The sequence below is a fragment of the Pseudomonas sp. 21LCFQ010 genome (assembly GCF_024129905.1).
Taxonomy (GTDB): domain Bacteria; phylum Pseudomonadota; class Gammaproteobacteria; order Pseudomonadales; family Pseudomonadaceae; genus Aquipseudomonas.
Genome location: NZ_JAMYDZ010000002.1, coordinates 105,173 through 129,896, shown reverse-complemented (window position 1 = coordinate 129,896; position 24,724 = coordinate 105,173). Strand labels below are relative to the sequence as shown.

The window sequence follows — 24,724 nt, the reverse complement described above, 5'->3', positions numbered from 1 at the left end:
TCTGCCTGGGAGAATCCTCTTGCCTCGCGCCGCCTCACTCGCGCTACCCGCCCTTCCCGCCCCGGCCCAATGGGTCGCCCTTATTCTTGCCGCCGGCCTGGCCGGTCAACTGTTAAGCGCCGCTCATGTGCCGGCCGCGTTGTTTCTCGGCCCGATGCTGGTTGCCATCGGCTTTGGCGTTGCCGGCGCCAGCATTCGCCTGCCCAAAGTGCTGTTCCAGCTCGGCCAGGGCACCGTCGGGGTGATGATCGCCCACGCCATGAGCCTCAGCGTGTTGCTCATGGTCTTGCAAGACTGGCACATCATGTTGCTGGGCACCCTGCTGACCGTGTCGCTGAGCGCCGTGGTGGGCCTGGTACTGGTGCGCTATGCCGGGATCCCGAGCCACACCGCCGCGTGGGGGACCTCACCCGGTGCGGCCTCGGTGATGGTTGCCATGTCGGAAGACCACGGGGCTGACCCGCGAGTCGTGGCGACCATGCAGTACGTGCGGGTGGTGCTGGTGGTGATGGTCGGTGCTCTGGTCAGCCACTGGCTGGGCGCTTCGGTGGGCGGTGCGCAACTGCAGGCCAGCGCCAGCCAGGCTCAAGGCCTGAACCTCACCGACATCGCGTTGAGCCTGGCGGTCATCGGTGCGGGGGTCTGGCTGGGCTCACGGCTGCCGGCCGGGGTGTTGCTGGTGCCGCTGCTGCTGGGGACCGCGTTGCAATTGTCCGGGGTGTTACAGATCGCCCTGCCCGGCTGGCTGGTTGCCTTCGGTTATGGCGCGATCGGCTGCTATGTCGGGCTGCGCTTTGACCGGCCAACGGTGCTGTATGTCTGGCGCCATCTGCCGATGATGTTGCTGGCTTCGCTGCTGCTGATTGCACTCTGTGCGCTGTCGGCGTGGCTGATCGCCGTATGGCTGGACAAGGATTATCTGTCGGTGTACCTGGCGACCAGCCCCGGCGGGCTGGATGCCATGGCGATCATCGCCATCGATACCCATGCCGATGTGGGGTTCGTGCTGGCGATGCAGACACTGCGGTTGTTCGGCGTGATTCTGACCGGCAGTTTTCTGGCCAGACAGGTGATTCGCTGGAGTGGCCGGCCGTAGCAGCTGCTTCAGCAGCGAAGGCTTCCCGGCTAAAGCGGATCGCCGCCCGGCCGGTCCTACGGGGTCCGTGTTTGCTGGGTGACAGCGAGGCGGCGGGCGATCTCCTACACCGCTCCCTTCCCTGCCAGCCCACTGGCCAGGCTCGGCGCCAGCGGTAGCAGCGGCAGCAACACCGCCTGATAAGCGTGATACAGATCCGGTTTGCCCTCCCAGATGATCGCTGCCGGCCGGTTGCGCTCATCCAGTTCGTGATACCAGCTGCCGTGTTCATAATCGATGAAACGGGTTTCGTTGAACTCCCAGAACTGCCGGTACCACTGCTCGAATACTTCCTCGCCAGTGTGCTGCAACAGCGCGGCGGCGGCGGCGACCGCTTCACAGTGGGTCCAGTGCAGACGCTGGCGGATCACCGGGCGACGTTGTTCATCCAGGGTGTAAACGATGCCTGGTGCGCCATCGACCTGCCAGCCATGCCGGCAGGCACTGTCGAACAATTCACGGGCATGTTTGGCCAGCCAGCCGGGGGCGTTGCAGCGTTCACGCAGCAATGCCGCCTCAAGGTGCAGCAACAGCCGCGCCCACTCGAAGCCGTGGCCCGGCGTGGTGCCATAGGGGCGAAACGGGTCGGCCGGGTTGTCGCGGTTGTAATCCGGTAACGGCTGCCAGGTGCGGCTGAAATGCTCGATGACCTGAAAGTCATTGGCGCCAGCATGCTGATGGATCAACCGTTCGACAATCCGCAGCGCACGATCAAGCCATTGCGCGTTGCCCGTTACGTCGGCCAGGGCCAGAAACGCTTCAGTGCCGTGCATGTTGCTGTTGGCACCGCGATAGTGCTCTTCGTGCTGCCAGTCACGAGAGAAGGATTCACGCAGCGCGCCCTCTGCTTCGCTCCAGAAGCGCTCAACGATCACCGCCTGCACCTCGTCGAGCAATGCCTGGGCCCCAGGCCGGCCGGCGACAACCGCCGAGCTGCTCGCCAGCGCCACAAAGGCATGCAGGTAAACCTGTTTGTCTGAGTTGCCGCCCTCATCCAGCGGCGCATCGAACCAGCCGCCGTGCAACTCATCGCGCAGCGGCCCCAGCAACGCGGCCAGGCCGTGGTCGATGAGGTCGGCAAATCCGGGAATGCCCTGGATATGCGCCAGCGAAAAACAATGGACTAACCGGGCAGTATTGAGGGTCTGGGCGCGGGCGCCGACCATCAGCCGACCATAGTCGTCCAGATCACCGAAACCGTTTTCGAGCCGGGCGGCCCTGGCAAAGCCCAGCAGGCGCCTGCCTTCCTGGCCGAGCCACTGCTGATGGGTGGGGGTGTGCAGCCAACTGCTGAAGGTGTGCGCGGTGCGATGCTTGTCCATGACGCTGTGGCCCTCCTCAACCTGACGATGGTCAGGCTGGGGATGGATCACCTGACCGACCGGGGCCATCATGCGCGCCCTGGCCGGTCACGAGCAAGCCGTCAGACTTTGAAACGCGCGACCACCTGACTGAGATCACCGGCCAGGCGCGACAGCTCGTTGCTCGACGCGCTGATCTGGTTGGCGCCCTGGGTCGATTGCATCGACAGGTCACGAATGTTGACGATGTTGCGGTCGACTTCGCGCGCCACTTGCGCCTGTTCTTCCGCAGCGCTGGCGATCACCAGGTTACGTTCGGAGATCTGATTGATCGATTGGGTAATCTCGCTCAGCGAGTCACCGGCGCCCTTGGCCATTTCCAGCGTGGTGCCGGCTCGCTCGCGACTGGTGAGCATCGACTCCAGCGCCTGGGCTGAACCATTGCGCATGGCGTTGACCATGGCGTCGATTTCCAGCGTCGACTGCTGGGTGCGATGGGCCAGTGCCCGCACTTCATCGGCAACCACCGCAAAACCACGGCCGGACTCACCGGCCCGCGCAGCTTCGATGGCCGCGTTGAGCGCCAACAGGTTGGTCTGCTCGGCGATCGAACGAATCACGTCCAGTACCTTGCCGATGTCCTGAGACTGATCAGCCAGGTTCTGTACCAGGGTCGAGGTGCTTTGCACGTTATCGGTCAGGGTCTGGATCGACTGCACGGTGTCCAGCACCCGTTGCTGACCGGCCTTGGCCGACGCGCTGGAATGGTTGGACGCATCGGAGGTGGACACCGCATTGCGCGCCACCTCTTCCACCGCCGAGGTCATCTCGTTGACCGCCGTGGCGGCCTGGTCGATCTCGGCATTCTGCTGATGCAGGCCGCGGTAGCTGTCTTCGGTCACCGAGTTCAGTTCGGTGGCCGCTGAAGCCAGTTGGGTGGCGGAGCTGTTGATATGCTGCATCGCCGAACGCAAGTTGTTCTGCATCTGCTGCAAGGCGCGCTGCAGACGAGTGACCTCATCTTCGCCGTCGACCAGAATGTCATGGGTCAGGTCGCCGTCGGCCACGTGTTCGGCGGCGCGCACCGCGCTTTCCAGCGGCCGGACGATGCCACGGGTCAGCCAAAGGGCCAGGGCGATGGTGGCCAGTGCCGCGATGACCACGAAAAGGATGACAATATTGCGCGACCTGTAGTACTGCTCTTCGGCAGCCTGGCCTTCGGCTTCGATCTTTTTGGTGTAGTAGTCGCCAAGGTCGGCCAGTTGCTTGCCGGAACCATCAACGATGGTCTTCATGTCCACCTGCAGCAACTTGTTCAGGCCAGCCAGGTCTTTCTGCGCGGCCAATACAAAGGAGCGGTCAAGCCCTTCGCGGTACTGGTTCTGGGTGGTGCGAAACTGGTCGGCGAGCACCTTTTCTTCAGGGGTGTCGACGAACTTGTTGAGTATCTCGAGCTTGCCGTCCAGATCTTTCAGGCGGGTGTCCATCTGGCCCTTGTAGGTACTGACATTGGCAGGGTCCTGGTCCAGGGCCATGCGCAGGGAGATCGTGCGGATGCGCAGCATGATTTCACGGATGTCAGAGACCGCGCGCATGCTCGGCACCCAATTGGTTTCAACAGCAACTTCGCTTTCACGGATGGTCTGCATCTGCGCCAGGGCAAACCAGCCAAGCAGAGCCACAAGCAGAGAAATCAAGGTAAAACCCAGTCCCGCACGGCGGGCGATGGTCAGATTGCGTAGATTCATGGCTACGGCTCTTTGTTATGGAATGGCAGGTCATTGGCGGTTGTCGGACAACCCCATCTCGCTATCGGCCTGCCGAACCGCATCTTGAGCGCCTTCTGCCATCATTTGTTACATGTGTGCCCTCCGCTGGACGCAATACCGTTATCAGACCGCAGCGCGCGGCCGGCCGGCGATCCGCTGTAGGACCGGCTTTAGCCGCGAAGGCTTCCCGGCTAAAGCGGATCGCCGCCCGGCCGGTCCTACGGGGCTCCGTGTTAGAGGCCAGGCGGCGGGCGATCTCCTACCGGCTGGCCAGGTTCCACAACAGTGCCAGGTCACGTGCCCGATCATGCAGCAGGCCGGGCGCATTGCGGCAGGCTTCGTCCAGGCTCATGGGGCCGCTGGCCAAGGCGAATGCGGCATGAATGCCATGCGCGTACAACTGCTCGTAGCCTTCACCGAGGGTGCCGGCCAGGACAATCACCGGTACATTGTGGCGCGCCGCGAAGCGCGCCACGCCCAGCGGTGTCTTGCCGCGCAGGGTCTGGGCATCGAACCGCCCTTCTCCGGTGATCACCAGGTCAGCGCCTTGCAGCGCCTGCTCCAGACCGGTCAGCTCCGCAACCACCTCGACCCCTGGGCGAAAGCTGGCCTGCAAGAACGCCTTGGCCGCAAACCCCATACCGCCCGCCGCACCACTGCCGGGGCTGTCACGCAGGTCACGACCGAGCACCTGTGCACAGTGATCGGCGTAATGCCCCAGCGCAGCATCAAGTGCCAGCACCTGTTCAGCATCAGCGCCTTTTTGCGGGCCAAAGGTGTGCGACGCACCGTGCGGGCCGCAGAGTGGGTTGTCGACATCAGCGGCAATCTCGAAACGCACCTCGGCCAGCCGTGGGTCCAGGCCGCTCAAGTCGATCCCGGCCAACTGCGCCAGCGCCAGACCGCCTGGCGCCAGCGGTTGCCCGGCCTGATCGACAAATGCCACCCCCAGCGCCGCCAGCATGCCGCTGCCGCCATCGTTGGTCGCGCTACCGCCAATGGCCAGAATCACCCGTTGCGCACCGGCATCCAGCGCCTGGGCGATCAACTGTCCGGTGCCGTAGGTGCTGGTAATGCGCGCATCACGCTGTGTCAGGCTCAGCAATTGCAGACCGCTGGCGGTGGCCATCTCGATGATCGCCGTGCGGCTTTCGGCCAGCCAGCCCCAGTGCGCCACCACCGGCTCACCGAGCGGGCCGCTTACCCGTGCACTCATCAATTGCCCGTTGCACGCCTGCAGCACCGATTCAATGGTGCCCTCGCCACCGTCGGCCATCGGGCAGATACACAACCGGGCCTGCGGCCAGACCTCGCTCAGGCCAGTAGCGATGGACTGGGCGACGGCCTGGGCGCTGAGGCTGTCTTTGAACGAGTCGGGGGCAATGACGATTTTCATGAGGCAACTCCTGTTCTTGTGCACGCATCTTGGCATCCGGGCCGCGGCTTTACCCCGGTCCGGCGCACAACGCTGCGGGCGCCCGGCCAGTCATTTGCACAACACCTGCACCTGACGGCCCAGATACAGGCGCAACAGGTCGTGGGTGCGATACGGGTCACAGCCGGTCAGTTCAGCAATCTTGTCCAGCCGATAACGCAGGCTGTTGCGATGAATGCCCAGCGCTTCGGCACACACCTGGCTTTCTCCGCTGTGCTCGAACCAGCGATCCAGGGTGTCGAGCAACGCCGGTTGTTCGTGCAAGGGCGCGACCGTCTCTGCAATGCCCTGCGCCAGCCAGTCCTGCCGATGACGCCAGAACAGCAACGGCAAGCGCAGACTCTGCAACGGTAACAGCCGCTGGGTCGGACGAATCTGGCTGGCATAATCGAGCGACTCGTGCAGCGCGGCGCAGGCCTGGCGCAAGTCGGCCAGGTCCGGCGACAGCTCGGCATAGGCCAGGCGCCGGATCGGCCAATCCTGCTCCAGCCAGTGGCCAACCCCAGGATCACGCTCAGCCGGATGGCAGCAGTACAACAAGGTTGGCTCGCGCAGGCAGCACCAGCTGTGTGGGTAGCGGGCATGGAGCCGGGCGATCAACGGGTGGTGCAGCTCCAGCGGCTCACTCAGTTGCAGCAGCAGCGCCTGACGCGGCAGTTGCGGCTGCAGGCCCAACTGGCGGGCTTCGTCCACCAGGCTGTCAGGGCAATCGCCCCATAACAGCCGGGCCAGCAATTGCTCGCTGCGTTGTTGACGCCATTGCCGGTCGGTCTGCTGGCGGCGCTGCTCCATCAGCATTTCGGCGGTCATTTTCACCAACTCGCCGTACACCCGAACCCGCTCCGGGTCGCCCGTGATGCCCAGTACCCCGACCAATTGATGGTCGAGCATCAGCGGCAGATTGACGCCCGGCTTCACCCCACCCAGGCGGCTGGCCGCGTCGCTGTCGATTTCCACCGTCTGGCGGCTGGCCAGAACTTGTTGCGCGCCTTCATGGCGGGTGCTGATGCGCTCGGGGTCACCACTGCCAATGATGATGCCCAGATAATCCATGACATTGACGTTATGCGGCAAAATCGCCATGGCCCGGTCGACAATGTCTTGGGCCAGGGCGCGATCAAGGGCGAACATGGCAGACTCCAGAATGGCACCTACCAGAACGGCACCAAGGGGTAGATACATTTTGTTGAATTTATTTCTACCAATGAGTGTGCCTGAAACTGGAGCCCTGCGCGAAGGGCGTGGCACAGTCGCGGTTGCACACCGCCCTGTTGAAGGTTGCCTGCCTTGATCCACTCTCACCTGCCCATTGTGCTTTGCGCCCTGGCGCTGCAGGCTTGCGCCTCCCGGCTCGACGAGCCGCCGGCGACCGGCTTCGACAGCTACCGCCAGCAGACCCTGCAACTGATCGAAAACCACCGGGTGTTCCAGACCGCCGACCGCACCGCCGAGCTGAACTGGAACGCTCCGCAACAGTGGCGCCCGAACGGCACACCCAAAGGCGGTGTGCTGCTGGTGCATGGCCTGGGCGATTCACCCTGGTCGTTCCACGACATTGGCCGCACCCTGGCCGATCAGGGCTACATCGTGCGCACGGTGCTGCTACCCGGCCACGGCACCCGCCCGCAAGACATGCTGGACGTCACCCTGGAGCAATGGCAGCAGGTGGTCCGCGAGCAGGCCGCGCAATTGTCGCGGGAGGTGCCCAAGGTGTACCTGGGCGGCTTCTCCACCGGCGCCAACCTGGTCCTGGACTACGCCTACCAACACGACGACATCGCAGGGCTGTTGCTGTTTTCTCCGGCGTTTCGCTCTGACAGCGCCTATGTGTGGGTGACGCCGTGGATCAGTTGGGTACGGCCGTGGCTGGCAGAACCCAACGACGGGGTACGACCGATGCAGACCCCGGTGCGTTACCTGAATGTGCCCACCAATGGCTTTGCCCAGTTCCATTACAGCAGCGTGCTGGCCCGCCAGCGTCTGGAGCAAAAGCCGTACGGCAAGCCGGTGTTCATGGTCATCACCGAACACGACTCAGTGCTCGACACCCGGTATGTGCTCGACAGTTTCAACCAGCGCTTCACCCATCCGGGCAGTCGCCTGGTGTGGTACGGGACAAGCCCGCAAGCCGCGCCGCAAAACCCGCGGGTACTGGCGCGCAACGACTATTTGCCGGAACTGCACATCAGCCAGTTTTCTCACATGGGCCTGCTGTTTTCCCCCGACAACCCGCTCTACGGCCCGCAGGGCAGCCAGCGCATCTGCTGGAATGGCCAGCCACTGCCGGACATGGCCCGCTGTATGGCGGGCGAGCCGGTGTGGTATTCGGACTGGGGCTATCAAGAGCCAGGCAAGGTCCACGCACGTTTGACGTTCAACCCGTACTACCAGTGGCAGTCGCAGGTGATGCTCGATGTGCTCGGCCAATAGGCTCGCTACTCCAGCGGCACCAGCCGCTCACGACTGTTGCTCAGGTGGGTCCACATCGCTGCACGGGCGGCATCCGGATCCTTGCGGCGAATCGCACTGAGCAACGCTTCGTGCTCCAGGTTGGCCAGATAACCGTGGGGCACCAGCTTGTTGCCGGCGCGCTCACTGCTGGCAATCCGGGTGCGCGGAATGATCGCACTGCCCAGATGCTGCATGATTTCGATGAAGTAAGGGTTGCCGGTGGCCTCGGCAATCAGCATATGAAAGCGCTTGTCGGCCTCGACGCAACTGTCGTCCTTGGCCAGCAGGTCCTGATAATCATCCAGCGCCTGGCGCATCGCCGCCAGTTGCTCATCGGTACGGCGCAATGCCGCCAGCGCCACGGCCTGGGTCTCAAGGCCAATGCGCAGCTCGATGATGTCACGCACCCGTGAGGCGGTTTCGACCTTCAGGCGCAGCCCGGTCTGGTCTTCACGCTCCAGCACAAAGGTGCCCTTGCCCTGATGGGTAACCACCAGGCCTGAGGCCTGCAGCTTGGAAATCGCCTCGCGGACCACGGTGCGACTGACCCCGTGTTCGCGGACGATTTCGTTCTCCGATGGCAGCTTGTGCCCCGGCGGGATCTTGCCGAGCAGGATGCGCTGGCTCAACTCGGTGACCAGATCGGTGGCCAGACTGTGTTGCCGGCGCTTGGGCGCGGTCGCGTGGTTTTCTTGCATTAAGCCATCCAGACACGGGTTGTACTTTTTCCGGCGTAAGCGACCGGGCGAACACGTCGATTACTTCAGTTTTGCACGCAGTAATCGGGCGGATGATACCACCGGGCCGTGGTCGCTGGTCGCCAACACGCCAAACTGAACTTGTTCAACTTGTTAGACAAGTTACCGGTAACGTATTTTTCCGGAATTCCACAGCCTGAATTTTTTGTTCTCCGACGAAATTTTTATCAGCACCTAAAAACCGTGAAAACATCTACATAAACCAATAAAACACCTGTAAAAACCAGAAAAATACCTACACCCCACTCATCACGATCAACAGATTCCGCTCACGACAGTGCTTGCGCGGCAAATTTCAGCTTGTATGATGACCGACAAAGCAGGCGACGACTTGCTCCAAACCCGCATAAAAATAACGAGTGGGAGAAAACTCAAGTGAGTACATCCAATCCCGGTGTGACCAGTGGCCTGGATCCGGTTCTGCAATCGGCCATATCCAAAGTCAAACGCCACGTGCTGCCGCTTTTCGTGATCATGTTCATCGTCAATTACATTGACCGGGTGAACATTGGCTTCGTGCGTTCGCACATGGAAACCGACCTGGGCATCGGCGCTGCCGCCTACGGTTTTGGTGCTGGCTTGTTCTTCATCGGCTACGCGCTGTTCGAAGTACCCTCTAACATGCTTCTGCAAAAAGTCGGCGCCCGTGTGTGGCTGACCCGCATCATGCTCACCTGGGGCATCATTGCAGCGTGCATGGCCTTCATCCAGAACGAAACCCACTTCTACATCCTGCGTTTCTTGCTGGGCGTGGCCGAGGCCGGCTTTTTCCCCGGCGTGATTTATTACTTCACCCGCTGGCTGCCGGGCGCCGAACGTGGCAAGGCGATTGCCATTTTCCTTAGCGGTTCGGCCATTGCATCACTGATTTCCGGCCCGCTGGCCGGCCTGCTGTTGCAGATCAACGGCCTTGGCATGAAAGGCTGGCAGTGGATGTATTTCATCGAGGGCATGTTCTCGGTGGTGCTGTGCTTCTTCGTCTGGTTCTGGCTGGACTCCAAACCACACGACGCCAAATGGCTGAGCCGTGAAGAACAGGATGCACTGGTGGGTGCCATTGACGCCGAGCAGAAAGCCCGCGAAGCCGCCACGCCCATCAAGCCGTCGCTGGGCCAGTTGCTCAAAGACAGCCAGATCGTGCTGTTCTGCCTGATCTACTTCCTGATCCAGCTGACCATCTACGCCGCGACCTTCTGGCTGCCGAGCATCATCAAGAAGATGGGCAGCCTCACCGACTTCGAGGTCGGGATGTTCAACTCGCTGCCATGGCTGCTGTCGATCGTCGGCATGTACGTCTTCGCCACCCTGGCCGGTAAATGGAAACGCCAGCAGGCCTGGGTGGCGGCCGCACTGCTGATCGCGGCAGCCGGCATGTTCATGTCCACCACCGGCGGGCCGATCTTCGCCTTCGTCGCCATCTGTTTTGCGGCACTGGGCTTCAAGTCCGCGTCGTCGCTGTTCTGGCCGATTCCGCAGGCGTATCTGGATGCCCGTATCGCCGCTGCGGTGATCGCGCTGATCAACTCGGTGGGCAACCTGGGCGGTTTCGTGGCACCGACCACCTTCGGCATTCTGGAACAGCAAACCGGCTCGATCCAGGGCGGGCTGTACGCCCTGACCTTCACCTCGATCCTGGCTGCCGTGATCGTATTCGCCGCCCGCAGCACACCCAAGCCCGGCGCCACGCCAGTGGCTGAAATCAAGACCTCGGCCAGTCACTGACTGGCCTGCGCCCCCCCGCACACCGACAAGAAACAGAGGACCCGACCATGACCCAGCAGACCTCCGGCAAAACCCCTGTCATCACCAGCCTGCAAGTGGTGCCCGTGGCCGGCCATGACGACATGCTGCTCAACCTGAGCGGTGCCCATGGCCCGTACTTCACCCGCAACATCCTGATTCTCAAGGACAGCGCCGGCAACACCGGCGTGGGTGAAGTGCCCGGTGGTGAAGCCATTCGCCAGACCCTGGAAGATGCCCGCAGCCTGCTGGTGGGCAATGGCATCGGCACCTATCAGAAGATGCTCAACGACGTGCGCAAGGCCTTCGCCGAACGCGACGCTGGCGGCCGCGGCCTGCAGACCTTCGACCTGCGCATCACCATCCATGCCGTGACGGCACTAGAAGCCGCGCTGCTCGACCTGCTCGGCCAGCACCTGGAAGTGCCGGTCGCCGCCCTGTTGGGTGAAGGCCAGCAACGCGATGCGGTGGAAATGCTCGGTTATCTGTTCTATGTCGGTGATCAGGATCAGACCAACCTGCCCTACCGCCGTGAGCAGGACGCCGACAACGAGTGGTTTCGCGTGCGTCACGAAAAGGCCCTGACCCCCGAAGCGGTGGTGCGCCTGGCCGAAGCCGCCCACGCCCGCTATGGCTTCAAGGACTTCAAGCTCAAGGGCGGCGTATTGCGCGGCGACGAGGAAATCGAAGCCGTCACCGCGCTGGCCGAACGCTTCCCTGATGCGCGCATCACTCTGGACCCGAACGGCGCCTGGTCACTCAAAGAAGCCATCCGCCTGTGCCGCGACCAGCACCATGTACTGGCCTACGCCGAAGACCCATGCGGCGCGGAAAACGGCTACTCCGGCCGCGAAGTGATGGCCGAGTTCCGCCGTGCCACGGGCCTGCGCACCGCCACCAACATGATCGCCACTGACTGGCGCCAGATGGGCCACACCATCCAGTTGCAATCGGTGGACATTCCGCTGGCCGACCCGCATTTCTGGACCATGCAAGGCTCGGTACGGGTCGCGCAGATGTGCCACGAATGGGGCCTGACCTGGGGCTCGCATTCCAACAACCACTTCGACATCTCGCTGGCCATGTTCACCCATGTCGGCGCGGCGGCCCCTGGCGAAATCACCGCGTTGGACACTCACTGGATCTGGCAGGACGGCCAGCGCCTGACCAAAGAGCCGTTCAAGATCGAAGGCGGCAAGGTCGCGGTACCGAACAAACCGGGCCTGGGCGTCGAGCTGGACATGGACCAACTGCAAAAAGCCCATGAGCTGTACAAAAACATGGGCCTGGGCGCCCGCGACGACGCGGCCGCCATGCAGTTCCTGATTCCGGGCTGGACGTTCAACAACAAACAGCCTTGCCTGGTGCGTTGATCGACATCGTTATCCTGTAAAACCCCTGGCCACACCGCTGGCAACCGGCGCACAACCCCCTTGTGCGCCGTTTTTTATTGCTCGGCAGGCCGGGCTGTTAATCCAATACTGTTCGGTTAGGCGCGATATACCTCTAGGGGAGCTACCTTGGTATGGGCGGCACTCCGACGAAGAGGCCTTTAAAGTCACAGTAACTGCTGCGAATGTACCGCCGTCTTCGCGAGCAAGCTCGCTCCCACCCTCGCTCCCACCGGGGGCATAAAACACCTGATTGAACCGCCGTCTCCTTAAATCCCATCATGAAGATGGCTAAAGATTTTGTGAAATCAATTCACTGTCTTCCCCCGGCCGACCGCCCTAGAATAATTATCGATTATTTATTCTTATATCGCCCCTGCAAAACGGCTAGTCCCTGAACATCAGGAACCGGATTCAGGTTTGCGTCAGGCATCAGGGCACCCGATCAAAATGAGTAACGCGCTGACATTTGCCATTAAAAGCACGTGTTTCGACGAGCATTATCAACCGTCGGACAACACCCGCATCACCACTAACTTTGCCAACCTGGCGAGAGGCAACAGCCGCCAGGAGAACTTGCGCAACACCCTGCAGATGATCGACAACCGTTTCAATGCGCTGGCGCAACGAGATAATCCTGGCGGCGATCGTTATGCTGTGGGGCTTGAGATCATTTCCGTTGAATTGAACCTCGGCATTGAAGTCAGCCCGCCTCTGCCGCTGATTGAAGTACTGAAAACAACCATCGTAGATCGGCATACTGGCGAGCGCATTGCAGGCATTACCGGCAATAACTTCTCCTCTTATGTTCGGGACTATGACTTCAGTGTCGTGCTACCGGAGCACAACAAACATCATCCCACCGCCAGCACACCCGATAACTTCGGCACGTTGCACGGGCAGTTATTCAAGTGTTTCATCAACTCGGACGCTTATAAGGAAAACTTCAACAAGCCACCGGTCATCTGCCTGAGTGTATCAAGCAGCAGAACCTATCACCGAACTGAACACCAGCACCCGGTACTGGGTATTGAATATCAACAAGATGCCTATTCGTTGACGGATGAATACTTCAACAAAATGGGCTTGCAGGTGCGCTATTTCATGCCACCGAACAGCGCCGCGCCGTTGGCGTTCTATTTCACCGGTGACTTGCTGGGCGACTACACCGATCTGGAACTGATCAGCACCATCAGCACCATGGATACCTTCCAGAAAATCTACCGGCCTGAAATCTACAACGCCAACTCGGCCGCCGGTCAACACTACCAGCCAAGCCTCAAGCATCAGGATTACTCGCTGACCCGCATCGTGTATGACCGCGAAGAACGCAGCCGGCTGGCGATCGAGCAAGGACGGTTTGCCGAGGAGCACTTCATCAGGCCCTACCAGGCCGTGCTTGAGAGGGTGTTTACAAAATAGGCGAACGAAAGCAAGACAAGGCGAAATCGGGCGAAAAAGCGCAGTGTACATAAGTACATGAGCATTTTGAGGTCGATTTCAACGCAGTATTGCCGAGTGCAGCCATTTTGTAGACACCCTCTGAGCAGTGGTGCTCCCAGTACACGCTTTGACTCGCCCCCCCTGCCGTTGAATAAAACAAGGTCATCCATCATGAAAAAGCTGCTCCCAACCTCAACCGCCGGCAGCCTGCCCAAACCCTCCTGGCTGGCCCAGCCCGAGACACTTTGGTCACCCTGGAAACTCCAGGGTGATGAACTGAGCGAGGCCAAGCAGGATGCGTTGCGCTTGTCGCTGCATGAGCAACAGCAGGCCGGTATCGATATCGTCAGCGATGGCGAGCAAACCCGCCAACACTTCGTCACCACTTTTATCGAGCACCTCAGCGGTGTTGATTTCGAGAAGCGCGAGACGGTCAGAATTCGTGACCGTTATGACGCCAGCGTCCCCACGGTGATCGGTGCAGTGGAGCGGCAAAAGCCGGTGTTTGTCGAAGACGCCAGGTTCCTGCGCCAGCAAACCCGCCAGCCGATCAAATGGGCGCTGCCAGGCCCGATGACCATGATCGATACGCTTTATGACAACCACTATAGAAGCCGGGAAAAGCTGGCCTGGGAATTCGCCAAAATTCTCAACAAGGAAGCCCGGGAACTGGAAGCGGCGGGGGTGGATATCATCCAGTTCGATGAACCTGCCTTTAATGTGTTCTTTGACGAAGTCAATGACTGGGGCGTGGCCACTCTGGAGCGGGCCATTGAGGGCCTCAAGTGTGAAACAGCGGTGCATATCTGCTATGGCTACGGCATCAAAGCCAATACCGACTGGAAAAAGACCCTGGGCTCGGAATGGCGCCAATACGAAGAGGCCTTCCCCAAGCTGCAAAAGTCCGCTATCGATATCGTCTCGCTTGAATGCCACAACTCCAGGGTTCCCATGGATCTGATTGAACTGATTCGTGGCAAGAAGGTGATGGTCGGTGCCATCGATGTGGCCAACCATGCGATCGAAACCCCCGAAGCAGTCGCCGACACCCTGCGCAAGGCCCTGCAGTTTGTGGACCCCGACAAACTCTACCCGTGCACCAACTGCGGCATGGCTCCGCTGCCCCGCCAGGTCGCCCGAGGCAAGCTGCAAGCGTTGAGTGCCGGCGCAGAGCTTGTTCGAAAAGAACTGTCCGGCCTGTACTGAACTGCATCCGGACACGATGTCGGGTTGCAGCCTTTATGAAAGACGAAGCAGCGATCACGGCTTAACTCACTGCTCCCATTGTAGTTCTGCTCATGATCGATTTGAGACACCTGCGTACCCTTGATGCGCTGCGCGAAACCAACAGCATGCACAAAGCCGCCGAGCGCCTGCATCTGACCCAGTCAGCCCTGTCGCATCAGTTCAGGGAGATGCAAGAGCGCATTGGCGTGCCGCTGTTCGTGCGCAAGTCCAGGCCGGTGCGCTTCACCAGCGCCGGCCTTAAGCTGCTGCAACTGGCGGACCAGGTTCTGCCGTTGATCCGCACCACCGAGCGCGACCTGGCACGGCTGGCCGGAGGCACGGCCGGGCGGCTGCACATCGCGATCGAGTGCCACAGTTGTTACCAATGGCTGATGCCCTGCGTGGATGAGTTCCGCAGTGTCTGGCCGGAGGTTGAACTGGACCTGGCCTCGGGGTTTTCGTTTGCGCCGTTGCCGGCGCTGGAACGCGGCGATCTCGACCTGGTGGTGACCTCCGACCCGATAACCCTGCCCGGAATTACTTACGTGCCGCTGTTCGGGTACGAAGCCCTGCTGGCCATCGACAAGCACCATACCCTGCGCGAAAAGACCCATCTGGAAGCTGGCGACATCGCCAGCCAGACCCTGATTACCTACCCGGTCGAACGCCACCGTCTGGATATCTTTACCCGCTTCCTTGATCCGGCCGACGTCGAGCCCGCCCAAGTACGAACCTCAGAGCTGACCGTGATGATGATGCAGCTGGTTGCCAGCGGACGCGGTGTTTGCTGCCTGCCGAACTGGGCGGTACACGAGTACACCTCACGCGGTTATGTGATCGCCAAACGGCTGGGCAAGAAGGGCTTGCAGGCCAGTCTGTTTGCGGCCGTGCGCAGCGACATGCTCGAAGTGCCTTACGTGCGCGATTTTTTGCTCACCGCCAAAGATATTTCGTTTGCGACGCTGGAGGGGGTCAATGCGCTACCGGAAGCTCGCAGTACCCCCTGATCGAAACCCGTCTGACCATTGTGTGGCAATGACCCAAGCACTGTATGACGAAAACCAGAGTGATCTGTATCTATCAGCAAAGCGACCTGATCGTTACTGTGCAGCTCCCCCTGCATGAATGAGGTTGTCATGGAACTGAGTGCTATCGATTTTGGCACCACCGACTGGTCACGCATCGAAGCTACCGCACACCCGGGAGAAACCGGCACGGCGTACTGGCGCACCTGCCAGTTCGGCAGCGTCCGGGTCCGGATGGTCGAATACACAGCCAATTACCTGGCCGACCACTGGTGCAGCAAAGGGCATATCCTGCTGTGCCTTGAAGGTCAGTTGGAAACCGAACTGGAGGATGGCCGCACCTTCACCCTGTTGCCGGGCATGAGCTATCAGGTCGGCGACAATGCAGAAGCACACCGCTCTTCCACCACTGCCGGTGCCCGACTCTTCATCGTCGACTGAGCCAACGGGGGTTGAGACGGGTATTTCTAGCGATCCCTGAACCCGCCTCGCTGGTTGCAGAAGCTCTGGGCATACATGATCAACATTGACGCCATGCACGACAGCGCCGCATTGGGCTTTGGCATCAAGATGCAGACGCCAGGCCTTTAACGGGCGGCATAACCATTCAACACAAAAAACTCACACCGACGTCAAACGCGCCAGTTGCTCGGCTGTCGGAAAGCCCAACGTGCGGTAGCGCTCGGGATAGCCCTGTTCCAGCGCCAGCCATCCACTCAACTGCGCTTCGACATCATGCCAGGCGACGACTTTGGCGTTGGGTTCACCGTCCGCGACCGGCTCGACCAGTGCAACCCGATCAGTCTTGGGCAACAGGCTGGGTACGCCTTGGGTCCAACTGCACAGGGAGATGGTCTGGCCATCATCGGGCAGTTCGAAGATCTGGCAAGAGGCGACGAACACATCGTTGTGGGTCTATTGGCAGCGCTCTGCAAGGGTTGCCGGTCCGTTGCAGGGCTGGCCGGTTCAGCGGGCATGTCGATTTCCTGGATCATCGTCTATCTATAAAAAGACGAGTGAAACGCGCGCTCGCCGCCTACCGCCTGTCGACTTTCAGTGTTTCAGTACCTCCAGCCCCATCTGCCAGAAGTCCGCTTCCAGCCGCGAGGCGGTGGCAAAGATGCCGGTCAATTGAGCAAAACGCTGCTCGGTCATGCTCCGCGCCGCCAATTGATCGAGGTGACGGCGGGCATCCGCTGCCACCTGTTGATAGCCCTGGCTGGCGTATTCACCGATCCAGTCGACATACGGATGCTCGCCCAACGCTTCGACACCCTGAGGCGCCAGGGCGCGGCCGATTTCTGCGTAGCCAATCACGCACGGCGCCAGGGCGACGTGCAGTTCCAGCAAGTCACCGGCAGCGCCGCAGTCGAGAACGTAACGGGTATAGGCCACGGTCGCCTGATGCTCGGGGGCGGCGTCCATAACCTGGCGGCTGATGCCCCAGCGATTGCACAGGCGCACGTGCAGTTCGGTCTCATTGAGAATCGCCGCCAGCCCGGCCTGGGCCGCGCGAATATCGTCGATACTGCGGCTTTTATAAGCGGCCAGCGCCCAGGCGCGGGCGAACTGGATCAGGAACAGGTAATCCTGAATCAGGTACTGGCGAAAGGCAGCCTGGGGCAAGGTGCCGGCGCCCAGTTGCTGGACGAAGGCGTGCTCCACGTAGCTGCGCCATTCGGTGGAAGCCGCGGTTTTCAGGCGTGCGAAGATATCCATGGTTCAAGCCTCGATGGCGTAAGCAGCGTCGAAGAATTCACGCTCCAGGCGCACCGCGCGCAGGAAGAAATCCCGGGTGACGGTTTGCTCGGCGGGACCGACGCGGTCCAGCTCGCTGCGCAGGAATGCGACGAAATCGCGGAAAAACGGGTTGTCGTGCAGGGTGATCCACTCAGCATGCACAAAGCGCGGCGGCAACGGTTGTGGTGCCCTGCTCGCCCAGTCCAGATAAGACCACTCGGCGACGTTGAGCACCGCCAGCGCCGCCGCATAAGAACGGGTCGCCGCCGCTTCGCGCATGATTGCCTTGAAGCCCGCTGTAGCCGGTACATCTGGTTCGTCCTGGCGCTGCTGTTCGGTGATGCCGAGGGCTTCGAAGCAGCGCAGGAAGTAGGTGTTTTCCTCACCCGAAATCATCCCGGCAAAACGCCCCAGGCGCAGGCGCGACTCGAAGCTGTCAGCCGTGGCAATGGCCGCACCGAGCAGGGTCAGGAAGCTGTCGAGAAAGCGATGGTCCTGGATCAGGTAACGACCCATGACCTGATCGTCGAGGGTGCCGCTGCACAGTTGCTGGACAAAGCGATGCTGCACAGTGGCAGACCAGTCAGGTTCGCTCTGCTGGCGCAGGGTTTCGGTAAAACGTTCGGTCATGGTGCTGGGCTCTCTGTGAAGATGGAAACACTGAGGCCGGCGTAAAGGCAGGAGTTGATGGGCGGCTGGCAGACTCGTGAAAAGCCCGCGCTCCGGCGCATCGGACCATCCCTTCGCCGGCATGATCCGGATCAGGTTCGAAGGGTCATCGCACTGCATCAACGATTTCTCAGCCCGTGCCCGGGCTCCCCTTGGTGGTGAGCATCTATACAGGAGATGAGACTGGTTGTCATCCAGCTGGGCAAATGGCGTGGTTCATCTGCACTTGCGCGTACCGCGACGTAGCAGTTGGTAACGTCGCACCGCTCTATGGAACCGATCTGCCTGCCAGCACTTGGTGAACCGGGGCTCTCTCGAAACATGGCATGGTTATCGCTTTTCGAATAAAGACATTATTGTTGAACAATCAAGCCGTCCGCCGAGGTCCAGCATGTACAAGGATTACCCCGCCGCCTATCAGGTCAGCAAAGGCTCCGCGTTGCAGGTCGACAAACCGTTTTATGAGCGCATTCGTGACCGCACAGGCAGCCGCACGCTGATCGAGCAGTTCGAGGTGCCGATCCGCACCGGTCGCGCCTGGAAGGTGCCGGCCGGCCATGTGTTTCGCGTCACCACCCCGGTCGGCCCGCAGGTCGGTGACTTCAACGTATGGAATGCCAACGACCCGCGCGAGCGGATGTGGGCGGCGCGTACCCGTCAGTTGCAGGGCGCCCATGTGAGCACCCATGACCGGCTGTGGTCGAACCTGCCGTTTTTGCGGCCGCTGGTGACCATCACCGACGACAGCCTGGCCGGTTACGGTATCGACGAACACGGCGGGCGTCTGCACGACCTGCTCGGCACCCGCTGTGACCCTTATGTAAACCGCATGCTGACCGGCGAAGACTTTCATCACCACTGCCACTCCAATCTGACCCGCGCTGTATTGCCCCACGGGCTGACCGAGTTCGATGTGCATGACGTACTGAATATCTTCCAGTGCACCGGGCTGAACCATGACGACATGTACTTCATGAAAGCCTGCCCGGCGCAAAAAGGCGATTATCTGGAGTTGTTTGCCGAGATCGACCTGTTGTGCGCCTTGTCGACCTGTCCGGGTGGTGACCTGTCGCTACCGATGTGGGGCCCGGATGCCCAGGACCCGCTGAGCGTGTGCCGACCGCTGGGGGTGGAGATCTATCGCCTGGACGCGGATTTGCTGGCAGGCTGGGAATCGCCGAAGCGCGCTGCTTATAACGGCAACCACGGCTTGCTGATTCCCAAGGCCGAGTGGGAGAAATAGGCTGTGCTCTATCGTTACCCCGTAGGATTAATGCCGATCAGTTAAGCGATTATCCGGCTCAACTCGGTCCCGGTGGGAGGGGGCTAGCCCCCGAAAGGGCCAGTAAAACCGGCACATTTTCTGTGAATGTACCGCAGCATTCGTCGGCTGAGCCGACTCCCACCGGGCCGTGTTGCCCTTGACTGATCGGCATTACCCCGTAGGAGCGGCTTTAGCCGCGAAAAGCTTCTGAGCTGCTCGGGATAATGCCTATCAGTTAAGGCGGTTTACACAAGGTTCCTGCTTTGCGCTGATCCTGTGGGAGCCGACCTTGGTCTGGGCGGCACTCCAGCGAAAGGGCCGGTAAAGCCGGCACATCTGCTGTGGATCTAACGCCGCCTTCACGAGCAAGCTCGTTCCCACAGAGACCGCGCAACCCTTAACTGATCGGCATTACCTTGTAGCTGCTCAAGCTGCGAACAGCACTACAATGTCCGCTTTCCCGACTGAAGCGGATCATCTCCCTGCCGGTCTACAGCAATGCCAGCACCCCATGCCTTCACCCAGGAACCCGCACCATGAACACTCCACTTTTAAACTGCGACATCGGCGAAAGCTTCGGCGCCTGGACCATGGGCCGTGACGCCGAGGTCATGCCGTGGATCGATTGCGCGAATATCGCTTGCGGTTTTCATGCCTCTGATCCTTCGACCATGCGCAAGACCGTGGCCCTGGCGCTGAGCCATGGGGTGACCATCGGCGCGCACCCGGCCTACCCTGACCTGGTCGGTTTCGGCCGCCGCTCGATGAGCTGCTCACCGCAGGAAATCGAAGACCTGCTGCTGTACCAGATCGGTGCGCTGGAAGGCATTTGCCGCGCTCAGGGTGGCCGGGTGCAGTACGTCAAACCCCACGGCGCGCTGTACAACGACATGATGCGTTCCGAGCCGCAATTGCGCGCGGTGTTCAAGGCGTTGGCCGGTTACGGTGGGGATCTGCGGCTGATGCTGATGGCCTCGCGCAACAACGACACGGCGTTGAACCTGAGCGCTGAGTACGGCGTGCCGCTGTGGTTTGAGGCGTTTGCCGACCGTGCCTATGATGCCGACGGGCACTTGGTGTCACGCAATCTGCCCGGTGCCGTCCATCACGAAGCGGAGCAAGTCATCGCTCAGGCCCTGACCCTGGCCCGTGGCGAGGCGCTGACCGCCAGTGACGGTAGCGCCTTGCAATTGCGGGTCGATACTCTGTGTGTGCATGGCGACAACGACAGCTCGATCAATGCCGTGCGGCGGATTCGCGAGGCCTTGCAGGCGCTGTCCTGACGCAACGGCTTACCAGAGCGCGATGTCGTAGGTCAGGTAGAGCCGATTGCTGTCGCGGCCGCGAGAAAAGTCGGCGCGGTACACATAGTTGCGCAGCTTTATGCCCAGGCCTTTGAAGCTGCCGTCGGGCACGGTGTAGGCCAGCTCGATATCGCGCTCCCACTCGGCCTGCCCCGCGCTGCCGGACTTGCCGTTATCGCCGCTCAGGTAGCGGGTCATGAAGTTCAAGCCTTTGATGCCGGCAGCGCTGAAGTCGTAGGCATAGCTGAGCATCCAGGTCTTTTCATCTTCCTGAATGAACTTGCCGATGCCGACGTTACTGAACGAGTAGACGGTCGCACCATTGACGAACGGCAGGCCGGCATCGCCGCTCAGCTTCTGATAGCCGGCCCCCACGGTGTGCCCGGAATGGCTGTAAGCCAGCTGCCCGCTGTACATGCGGTTATCAATCCGGCCCTTCCAGGCATGCCCGCTGTCACGGCTGTCGAACACCCGCAGATCAGTGTTCAGTGAGCCACCGGCCAGCGGCAACTGGTGCTGTACGCCGAAGAAGTGCTGCTGGTAGAAGTTTTCCAGCTCACCATGGAAGTAGCTCAGCCGCCAGGCCTTGTCAGGGCTGTACTCGGCGCCCATGTAGCGAAACGCATCGGACTCAGCGCCGCTGTAGCCATCGGGTGTCAGCCCGTCACTGTTGGAGGAGTCGCGCAGTTTCTGGCGGTCGAGGTAACCGGCGGTCAGCGTCAGGTTATCGATATCGCTGCTGACCACCTGTGCGCCTTGGTAGGTCTGTGGCAACAGCCGCGCATCGTTGTAGACCAGCACCGGGTTCTTGGGCAGCAAGGTGCCGTACTTGAGGGTGGTTTTCGCCAGCCGCGCCTTGGCCGTGGCGCCGAAGCTGGAAAACTCGTCGGCCGCCCGGCCATCGTCATGCACCGGCAGCAGGCCGGTGCCGCTGCGCCCGCGTCCGGAATCGAGCTTCATGCCCAGCAGGCCGATGGCATCCAGGCCGAAACCGACAGGGCCCTGGGTGAAACCGGATTGGTAATCGAGCAAAAAACCCTGCGCCCATTCGGTTCGTTCGCTTTTGGCGGTGGCCGCAGCGCGGGCACTGAGGCCCTGTTCATCCCGAAAGTTTTCGTTGAAGTAGACGTTGCGCAGTTGCAACTTGAGTTTGCTGTCATCGACAAAGCCGGCGGCACCGGCCTGTGGCAAACCGGCAAACAGCAGGCCGCAAGCGGCCGCACGACTGATGAATCGGGTCATGATCAAAGTTCTCTTTTGTTGTTTTGGATGATCGAAAGCAAGCAGCCGGGCGCAGCGCAGTGCGCCCGGTTGGCCGGCTGGCTAGCCGGCGCTCAGACGAATAACGAGATCGCGCCGGTGAGCAACGCCAGCACGGTAATCACCAGCGAGGTGAGCACTGCCCACTTGACCGTGGCTTTCTGAAAGTCGCCGATATCGCGGTCGACCATGCCCACCAGCAGCAGGGTCGAAGCCACCAGCGGGCTCATCAGATGCACCGGCTGGCCCAGCACCGAAGCGCGGGCGATTTCCAGCGGCGAGATGCCATAGGCGGCTGCAGCGTTGGCCAGGATCGGCACCACGCCGAAGTAGTAGGCATCGTTGGACAGCACGAAGGTCAGCGGCATGCTGGTCAGCGCCACCACCAGCGGGAACCAGTGGCCCCAGGACGGCGGGATCCAGCTCACCAGGGTCTGGGCCATGGCATCGACCATCTTGGTGCCGGAGAAGATGCCGGCGAAGATACCGGCGGCGAACACCAGCAGCACCACGGTCATGGCATTGCCGGAGTGGGCCAGGATGCGCTCTTTTTGCTGGTCCAGTTTCGGGTAGTTGATCATCAATGCCGCGACAAAACCGACCATGAACAGGATCGCGGCATGCACCACGCCCATCACCAGGGCTACCATGACTGCAATCACCAGCACCAGATTGACGTAGGCCAGGCGCGGACGCTTGTGCGGGGTGTGTTCCAGGATGGCTTCGATGTAGCAGTTACCACCGCCGGACTCCAGGCGGATATTACCGATGCGCTTGCGTTCGGCGCGGCCCAGCAGGAATGCGGTGAACACCACCCACATGGCACCGCCGATCATGGTCGGCAACATCGGGATGAAGTACTCGGTGGCATCCAGACCCAGCGCCGCAATGGCACGGGTCGCCGGCCCGCCCCAAGGGCTCATGCCGCTCATGATGCTCAGCGACAGCATCGAGATGGTGGCAAGAATCATCGGGTTCATGCCGATGCGCTTGTACAACGGCAGCATGGCTGCGCAGGTAATCATGTAGGTGGTGGTGCCATCGCCGTCCAGCGCGACCAGCAGCGACAGCAAGGCGGTGCCGATGGCGATTTTCTGCGGGTCACCATTGACGCGCTTGAGAATCTTGCGGATCAGCGGGTCGAACAATCCGGCATCAATCATCAGGCCGAAGAACAGAATGGCGAACAACAGCAAGGCGGCCGAAGGGGCAACCATTTTCAGGCCGTCGAGCATCATCTTGCCGGTGGTCGGGGCAAAGCCACCGATGACGGCAAAGACAATGGGTACCAGGGTCAGGGCGACGATGGGCGAAAGCCGTTTACTCATGATCAGGTAGGTAAAAACCACGACCATGGCCAAGCCAAGTAATGCGAGCATGTTGTGTTCTCTTGTTGTTATATCGGCGCGGCCAATACGCAGACGCACGGCCTCCCTGCCCGCCTGGCGCTATCATGCGCCAGGCGGGGTGCTACGTTAAAGTCACTGGAAAACTGACGATCAGTTACGGTGTGGCGGGGTGTCTTTGGCCCATTGCACGGCAGGCTCTGGAGCCGGCGCCGGTGTGCCATTCAAGGCTCGCTGCAGGGTCTGCCGGTCACAGGCACCTTCAGACAGGGAAATCACCACCGTGGCCACCGCGTTACTGGCCAGGCTGGTCAAGGCCCGCGCCTCGGACATGAAACGGTCGATGCCGATCAGCAGTGCCAGGCCCGCCAGCGGAATGTCATGGATGACGGTCAGGGTAGAGGCCAGCGCGACAAAGCCGCTACCCGTCACACCGGCCGCGCCTTTGGACGACAGCAGCATGATCGCCAGCATGGTCAGGGTCTGGCCGACGGTCAGGTCGATGTTGCAGGCCTGGGCAATGAACACCGCCGCCAGTGACAGGTAGATGGCCGTGCCGTCGAGGTTGAACGAGTAACCGGTGGGCAGCACCAGCCCTACCACGCCCTTCTTGCAGCCCAGCGCCTGGAGTTTTTCCAGCATGCGCGGCAGCACCGGCTCCGTGGACGAGGTGCCCAATACCACCAGAAACTCTTCGCGGAAGTAGCGCAGCAGTTTCCACAGGCTGAAACCATGCAGGCGGCACAGGCTGCCGAGCACCACCAGCACAAAGAAGGCGCAGGCGATGTACAGGGTCATGATCAGTTTGGCCAGTGACCCCAGCGAGGTGATGCCGTACTGGCCAACCGTAAAGGCCAGCGCGCCGAAGGCACCGACCGGGGCGAAGCGCATCAGGTAACCGAAGATCTTGAACACCATCTGCGACGCTGACTCCAGCACATCCAGCACCGGACGGCCTTTATCACCCAGTGCCGACAGGGCAAAGCCACTGAGCACGGCGATGAACAGCACCGGCAGTACCTCTCCCTTGCTGAACGCGCCAATGAACGTGTCCGGGATGATGTGCATGAAAAAGTCGACAACGCTGAGCTTGGCCGCCGAAGCCGTGTACTGGCTGAGGCCTTCAGTGCTCAAGGTCGAAGGGTCGATGTTCATGCCGACACCCGGCTTGAACAGGTAAACCGCTACCAGACCGATGACCAGGCTGATCACGGTCAGGACCAGAAACAGTAGCAGGGTCTTGCTCATCAGCCGGCCGAGCGAGCGCTTGTCGGTCATCCCGGCGATGCCGGTGACGATGGTGCAGAACACCACCGGCGCGATCATCATCTTGATCAGCTTGATGAAGGCATCACCCAGCGGCTTGAGGGCCACGGCCTGTTGCGCCCAGAGGTGACCGACCAGTACGCCGAGGATGACGGCGCAGATGATCTGGAAGTACAGCGATTTGATGAGTCTCATGAGGC

The 24,724-nt window shown here is 61.1% G+C and carries 21 protein-coding genes and 1 riboswitch; of the genes, 10 read left to right on the top strand and 11 right to left on the bottom strand.

What is annotated here, in order from left to right; genetic code table 11:
• The first annotated feature begins 19 nt into the window (after positions 1-19).
• A complete protein-coding gene (locus tag NJC38_RS03390) occupies positions 20-1,096 on the top strand; it encodes an AbrB family transcriptional regulator (protein WP_253111580.1) in 1,077 nt (358 codons plus the stop codon).
• 104 nt (positions 1,097-1,200) lie between these two features.
• Here the strand turns inward: NJC38_RS03390 and NJC38_RS03385 are convergent, their stop codons facing one another.
• The 4 genes from NJC38_RS03385 to NJC38_RS03370 form a co-directional block, all read right to left on the bottom strand.
• Positions 1,201-2,457, bottom strand: a complete 1,257-nt coding sequence (locus tag NJC38_RS03385) for an AGE family epimerase/isomerase (RefSeq protein ID WP_253111854.1) — start codon at positions 2,455-2,457, stop codon at positions 1,201-1,203.
• A 101-nt stretch (positions 2,458-2,558) separates the two neighbouring features.
• Positions 2,559-4,184 (bottom strand): methyl-accepting chemotaxis protein, encoded by a 1,626-nt coding sequence (locus tag NJC38_RS03380; RefSeq protein WP_253111578.1) that lies wholly within the window; start codon positions 4,182-4,184, stop codon positions 2,559-2,561.
• A gap of 280 nt (positions 4,185-4,464) precedes the next feature.
• On the bottom strand, positions 4,465-5,601 hold the full coding sequence (locus NJC38_RS03375) for a glycerate kinase (RefSeq protein WP_253111576.1): 1,137 nt from the start codon (positions 5,599-5,601) through the stop codon (positions 4,465-4,467).
• A 90-nt stretch (positions 5,602-5,691) separates the two neighbouring features.
• Entirely contained in the window at positions 5,692-6,771 is a 1,080-nt protein-coding gene (locus tag NJC38_RS03370) for a sugar diacid recognition domain-containing protein (protein ID WP_253111561.1), read from the bottom strand.
• Positions 6,772-6,927: 156 nt separating this feature from the next.
• Between NJC38_RS03370 and NJC38_RS03365 the strand changes: the two genes are divergently transcribed.
• On the top strand, positions 6,928-8,070 hold the full coding sequence (locus NJC38_RS03365) for an alpha/beta fold hydrolase (RefSeq protein WP_253111559.1): 1,143 nt from the start codon (positions 6,928-6,930) through the stop codon (positions 8,068-8,070).
• 5 nt (positions 8,071-8,075) lie between these two features.
• Here NJC38_RS03365 and NJC38_RS03360 read toward each other — a convergent pair whose 3' ends face one another.
• Positions 8,076-8,789, bottom strand: coding sequence for a FadR/GntR family transcriptional regulator (locus tag NJC38_RS03360; protein WP_045492662.1), 714 nt, complete (start codon positions 8,787-8,789; stop codon positions 8,076-8,078).
• A gap of 435 nt (positions 8,790-9,224) precedes the next feature.
• Between NJC38_RS03360 and NJC38_RS03355 the strand changes: the two genes are divergently transcribed.
• The 6 genes from NJC38_RS03355 to NJC38_RS03330 all read left to right on the top strand — a co-directional run bounded on the left by NJC38_RS03355 (position 9,225) and on the right by NJC38_RS03330 (position 16,116).
• Positions 9,225-10,571, top strand: a complete 1,347-nt coding sequence (locus NJC38_RS03355; protein ID WP_253111550.1) for an MFS transporter — start codon at positions 9,225-9,227, stop codon at positions 10,569-10,571.
• Positions 10,572-10,618: 47 nt separating this feature from the next.
• Entirely contained in the window at positions 10,619-11,962 is a 1,344-nt protein-coding gene (gudD, locus tag NJC38_RS03350; RefSeq protein ID WP_045492666.1) for a glucarate dehydratase, read from the top strand.
• 468 nt (positions 11,963-12,430) lie between these two features.
• On the top strand, positions 12,431-13,402 hold the full coding sequence (locus tag NJC38_RS03345) for a DUF1852 domain-containing protein (protein WP_253111549.1): 972 nt from the start codon (positions 12,431-12,433) through the stop codon (positions 13,400-13,402).
• A gap of 192 nt (positions 13,403-13,594) precedes the next feature.
• A complete protein-coding gene (locus NJC38_RS03340; protein WP_253111547.1) occupies positions 13,595-14,629 on the top strand; it encodes a methionine synthase in 1,035 nt (344 codons plus the stop codon).
• A gap of 92 nt (positions 14,630-14,721) precedes the next feature.
• Positions 14,722-15,657, top strand: a complete 936-nt coding sequence (locus NJC38_RS03335; RefSeq protein ID WP_253111545.1) for a LysR family transcriptional regulator — start codon at positions 14,722-14,724, stop codon at positions 15,655-15,657.
• A gap of 129 nt (positions 15,658-15,786) precedes the next feature.
• Positions 15,787-16,116 carry a DHCW motif cupin fold protein gene (locus NJC38_RS03330; RefSeq protein ID WP_045492678.1) on the top strand — a complete coding sequence of 110 codons (330 nt, stop codon included), beginning with the start codon at positions 15,787-15,789 and terminating at the stop codon, positions 16,114-16,116.
• Positions 16,117-16,296: 180 nt separating this feature from the next.
• Here the strand turns inward: NJC38_RS03330 and NJC38_RS03325 are convergent, their stop codons facing one another.
• The 3 genes from NJC38_RS03325 to NJC38_RS03315 all read right to left on the bottom strand — a co-directional run bounded on the left by NJC38_RS03325 (position 16,297) and on the right by NJC38_RS03315 (position 18,045).
• Positions 16,297-16,578: a hypothetical protein gene (locus tag NJC38_RS03325; RefSeq protein WP_253111543.1), complete on the bottom strand. Its 282-nt coding sequence runs from the start codon at positions 16,576-16,578 to the stop codon at positions 16,297-16,299.
• Positions 16,579-16,728: 150 nt separating this feature from the next.
• Positions 16,729-17,394, bottom strand: a complete 666-nt coding sequence (gene tenA / locus NJC38_RS03320; protein ID WP_253111541.1) for a thiaminase II — start codon at positions 17,392-17,394, stop codon at positions 16,729-16,731.
• A 3-nt stretch (positions 17,395-17,397) separates the two neighbouring features.
• Positions 17,398-18,045, bottom strand: coding sequence for a TenA family protein (locus NJC38_RS03315; RefSeq protein WP_253111539.1), 648 nt, complete (start codon positions 18,043-18,045; stop codon positions 17,398-17,400).
• A gap of 91 nt (positions 18,046-18,136) precedes the next feature.
• Positions 18,137-18,247, bottom strand: a riboswitch (TPP riboswitch).
• Positions 18,248-18,475: 228 nt separating this feature from the next.
• Here NJC38_RS03315 and NJC38_RS03310 point away from each other — a divergent pair.
• The gene (locus tag NJC38_RS03310) at positions 18,476-19,327 is read left to right on the top strand and encodes a DUF1989 domain-containing protein (RefSeq protein WP_253111537.1); all 852 of its coding nucleotides are present in this window, start codon (positions 18,476-18,478) and stop codon (positions 19,325-19,327) included.
• A 557-nt stretch (positions 19,328-19,884) separates the two neighbouring features.
• Entirely contained in the window at positions 19,885-20,631 is a 747-nt protein-coding gene (locus tag NJC38_RS03305) for a 5-oxoprolinase subunit PxpA (RefSeq protein ID WP_253111535.1), read from the top strand.
• A gap of 9 nt (positions 20,632-20,640) precedes the next feature.
• Here NJC38_RS03305 and NJC38_RS03300 read toward each other — a convergent pair whose 3' ends face one another.
• From NJC38_RS03300 to NJC38_RS03290, 3 genes are all read right to left on the bottom strand, one after another.
• On the bottom strand, positions 20,641-21,894 hold the full coding sequence (locus tag NJC38_RS03300) for an OprD family porin (protein ID WP_253111533.1): 1,254 nt from the start codon (positions 21,892-21,894) through the stop codon (positions 20,641-20,643).
• 92 nt (positions 21,895-21,986) lie between these two features.
• Positions 21,987-23,291: a citrate:proton symporter gene (locus NJC38_RS03295; protein ID WP_045492706.1), complete on the bottom strand. Its 1,305-nt coding sequence runs from the start codon at positions 23,289-23,291 to the stop codon at positions 21,987-21,989.
• 120 nt (positions 23,292-23,411) lie between these two features.
• The gene (locus tag NJC38_RS03290) at positions 23,412-24,719 is read right to left on the bottom strand and encodes a dicarboxylate/amino acid:cation symporter (RefSeq protein WP_253111531.1); all 1,308 of its coding nucleotides are present in this window, start codon (positions 24,717-24,719) and stop codon (positions 23,412-23,414) included.
• Positions 24,720-24,724: the final 5 nt, after the last annotated feature.

Excerpts from the sequence above, each read along its gene's own strand:
- NJC38_RS03290 (WP_253111531.1), bottom strand. The coding sequence starts at position 24,719 with ATGAGACTCATCAAATCGCTGTACTTCCAGATCATCTGCGCCGTCATC.
- NJC38_RS03380 (WP_253111578.1), bottom strand. The coding sequence starts at position 4,184 with ATGAATCTACGCAATCTGACCATCGCCCGCCGTGCGGGACTGGGTTTT.
- NJC38_RS03330 (WP_045492678.1), top strand. The coding sequence starts at position 15,787 with ATGGAACTGAGTGCTATCGATTTTGGCACCACCGACTGGTCACGCATC.
- NJC38_RS03305 (WP_253111535.1), top strand. The coding sequence starts at position 19,885 with ATGAACACTCCACTTTTAAACTGCGACATCGGCGAAAGCTTCGGCGCC.
- NJC38_RS03295 (WP_045492706.1), bottom strand. The coding sequence starts at position 23,291 with ATGCTCGCATTACTTGGCTTGGCCATGGTCGTGGTTTTTACCTACCTG.
- NJC38_RS03385 (WP_253111854.1), bottom strand. The coding sequence starts at position 2,457 with ATGGACAAGCATCGCACCGCGCACACCTTCAGCAGTTGGCTGCACACC.
- gudD (WP_045492666.1), top strand. The coding sequence starts at position 10,619 with ATGACCCAGCAGACCTCCGGCAAAACCCCTGTCATCACCAGCCTGCAA.
- NJC38_RS03360 (WP_045492662.1), bottom strand. The coding sequence starts at position 8,789 with ATGCAAGAAAACCACGCGACCGCGCCCAAGCGCCGGCAACACAGTCTG.
- NJC38_RS03310 (WP_253111537.1), top strand. The coding sequence starts at position 18,476 with ATGTACAAGGATTACCCCGCCGCCTATCAGGTCAGCAAAGGCTCCGCG.
- NJC38_RS03375 (WP_253111576.1), bottom strand. The coding sequence starts at position 5,601 with ATGAAAATCGTCATTGCCCCCGACTCGTTCAAAGACAGCCTCAGCGCC.
- NJC38_RS03340 (WP_253111547.1), top strand. The coding sequence starts at position 13,595 with ATGAAAAAGCTGCTCCCAACCTCAACCGCCGGCAGCCTGCCCAAACCC.
- NJC38_RS03335 (WP_253111545.1), top strand. The coding sequence starts at position 14,722 with ATGATCGATTTGAGACACCTGCGTACCCTTGATGCGCTGCGCGAAACC.
- NJC38_RS03370 (WP_253111561.1), bottom strand. The coding sequence starts at position 6,771 with ATGTTCGCCCTTGATCGCGCCCTGGCCCAAGACATTGTCGACCGGGCC.
- NJC38_RS03315 (WP_253111539.1), bottom strand. The coding sequence starts at position 18,045 with ATGACCGAACGTTTTACCGAAACCCTGCGCCAGCAGAGCGAACCTGAC.
- NJC38_RS03345 (WP_253111549.1), top strand. The coding sequence starts at position 12,431 with ATGAGTAACGCGCTGACATTTGCCATTAAAAGCACGTGTTTCGACGAG.
- NJC38_RS03300 (WP_253111533.1), bottom strand. The coding sequence starts at position 21,894 with ATGACCCGATTCATCAGTCGTGCGGCCGCTTGCGGCCTGCTGTTTGCC.
- tenA (WP_253111541.1), bottom strand. The coding sequence starts at position 17,394 with ATGGATATCTTCGCACGCCTGAAAACCGCGGCTTCCACCGAATGGCGC.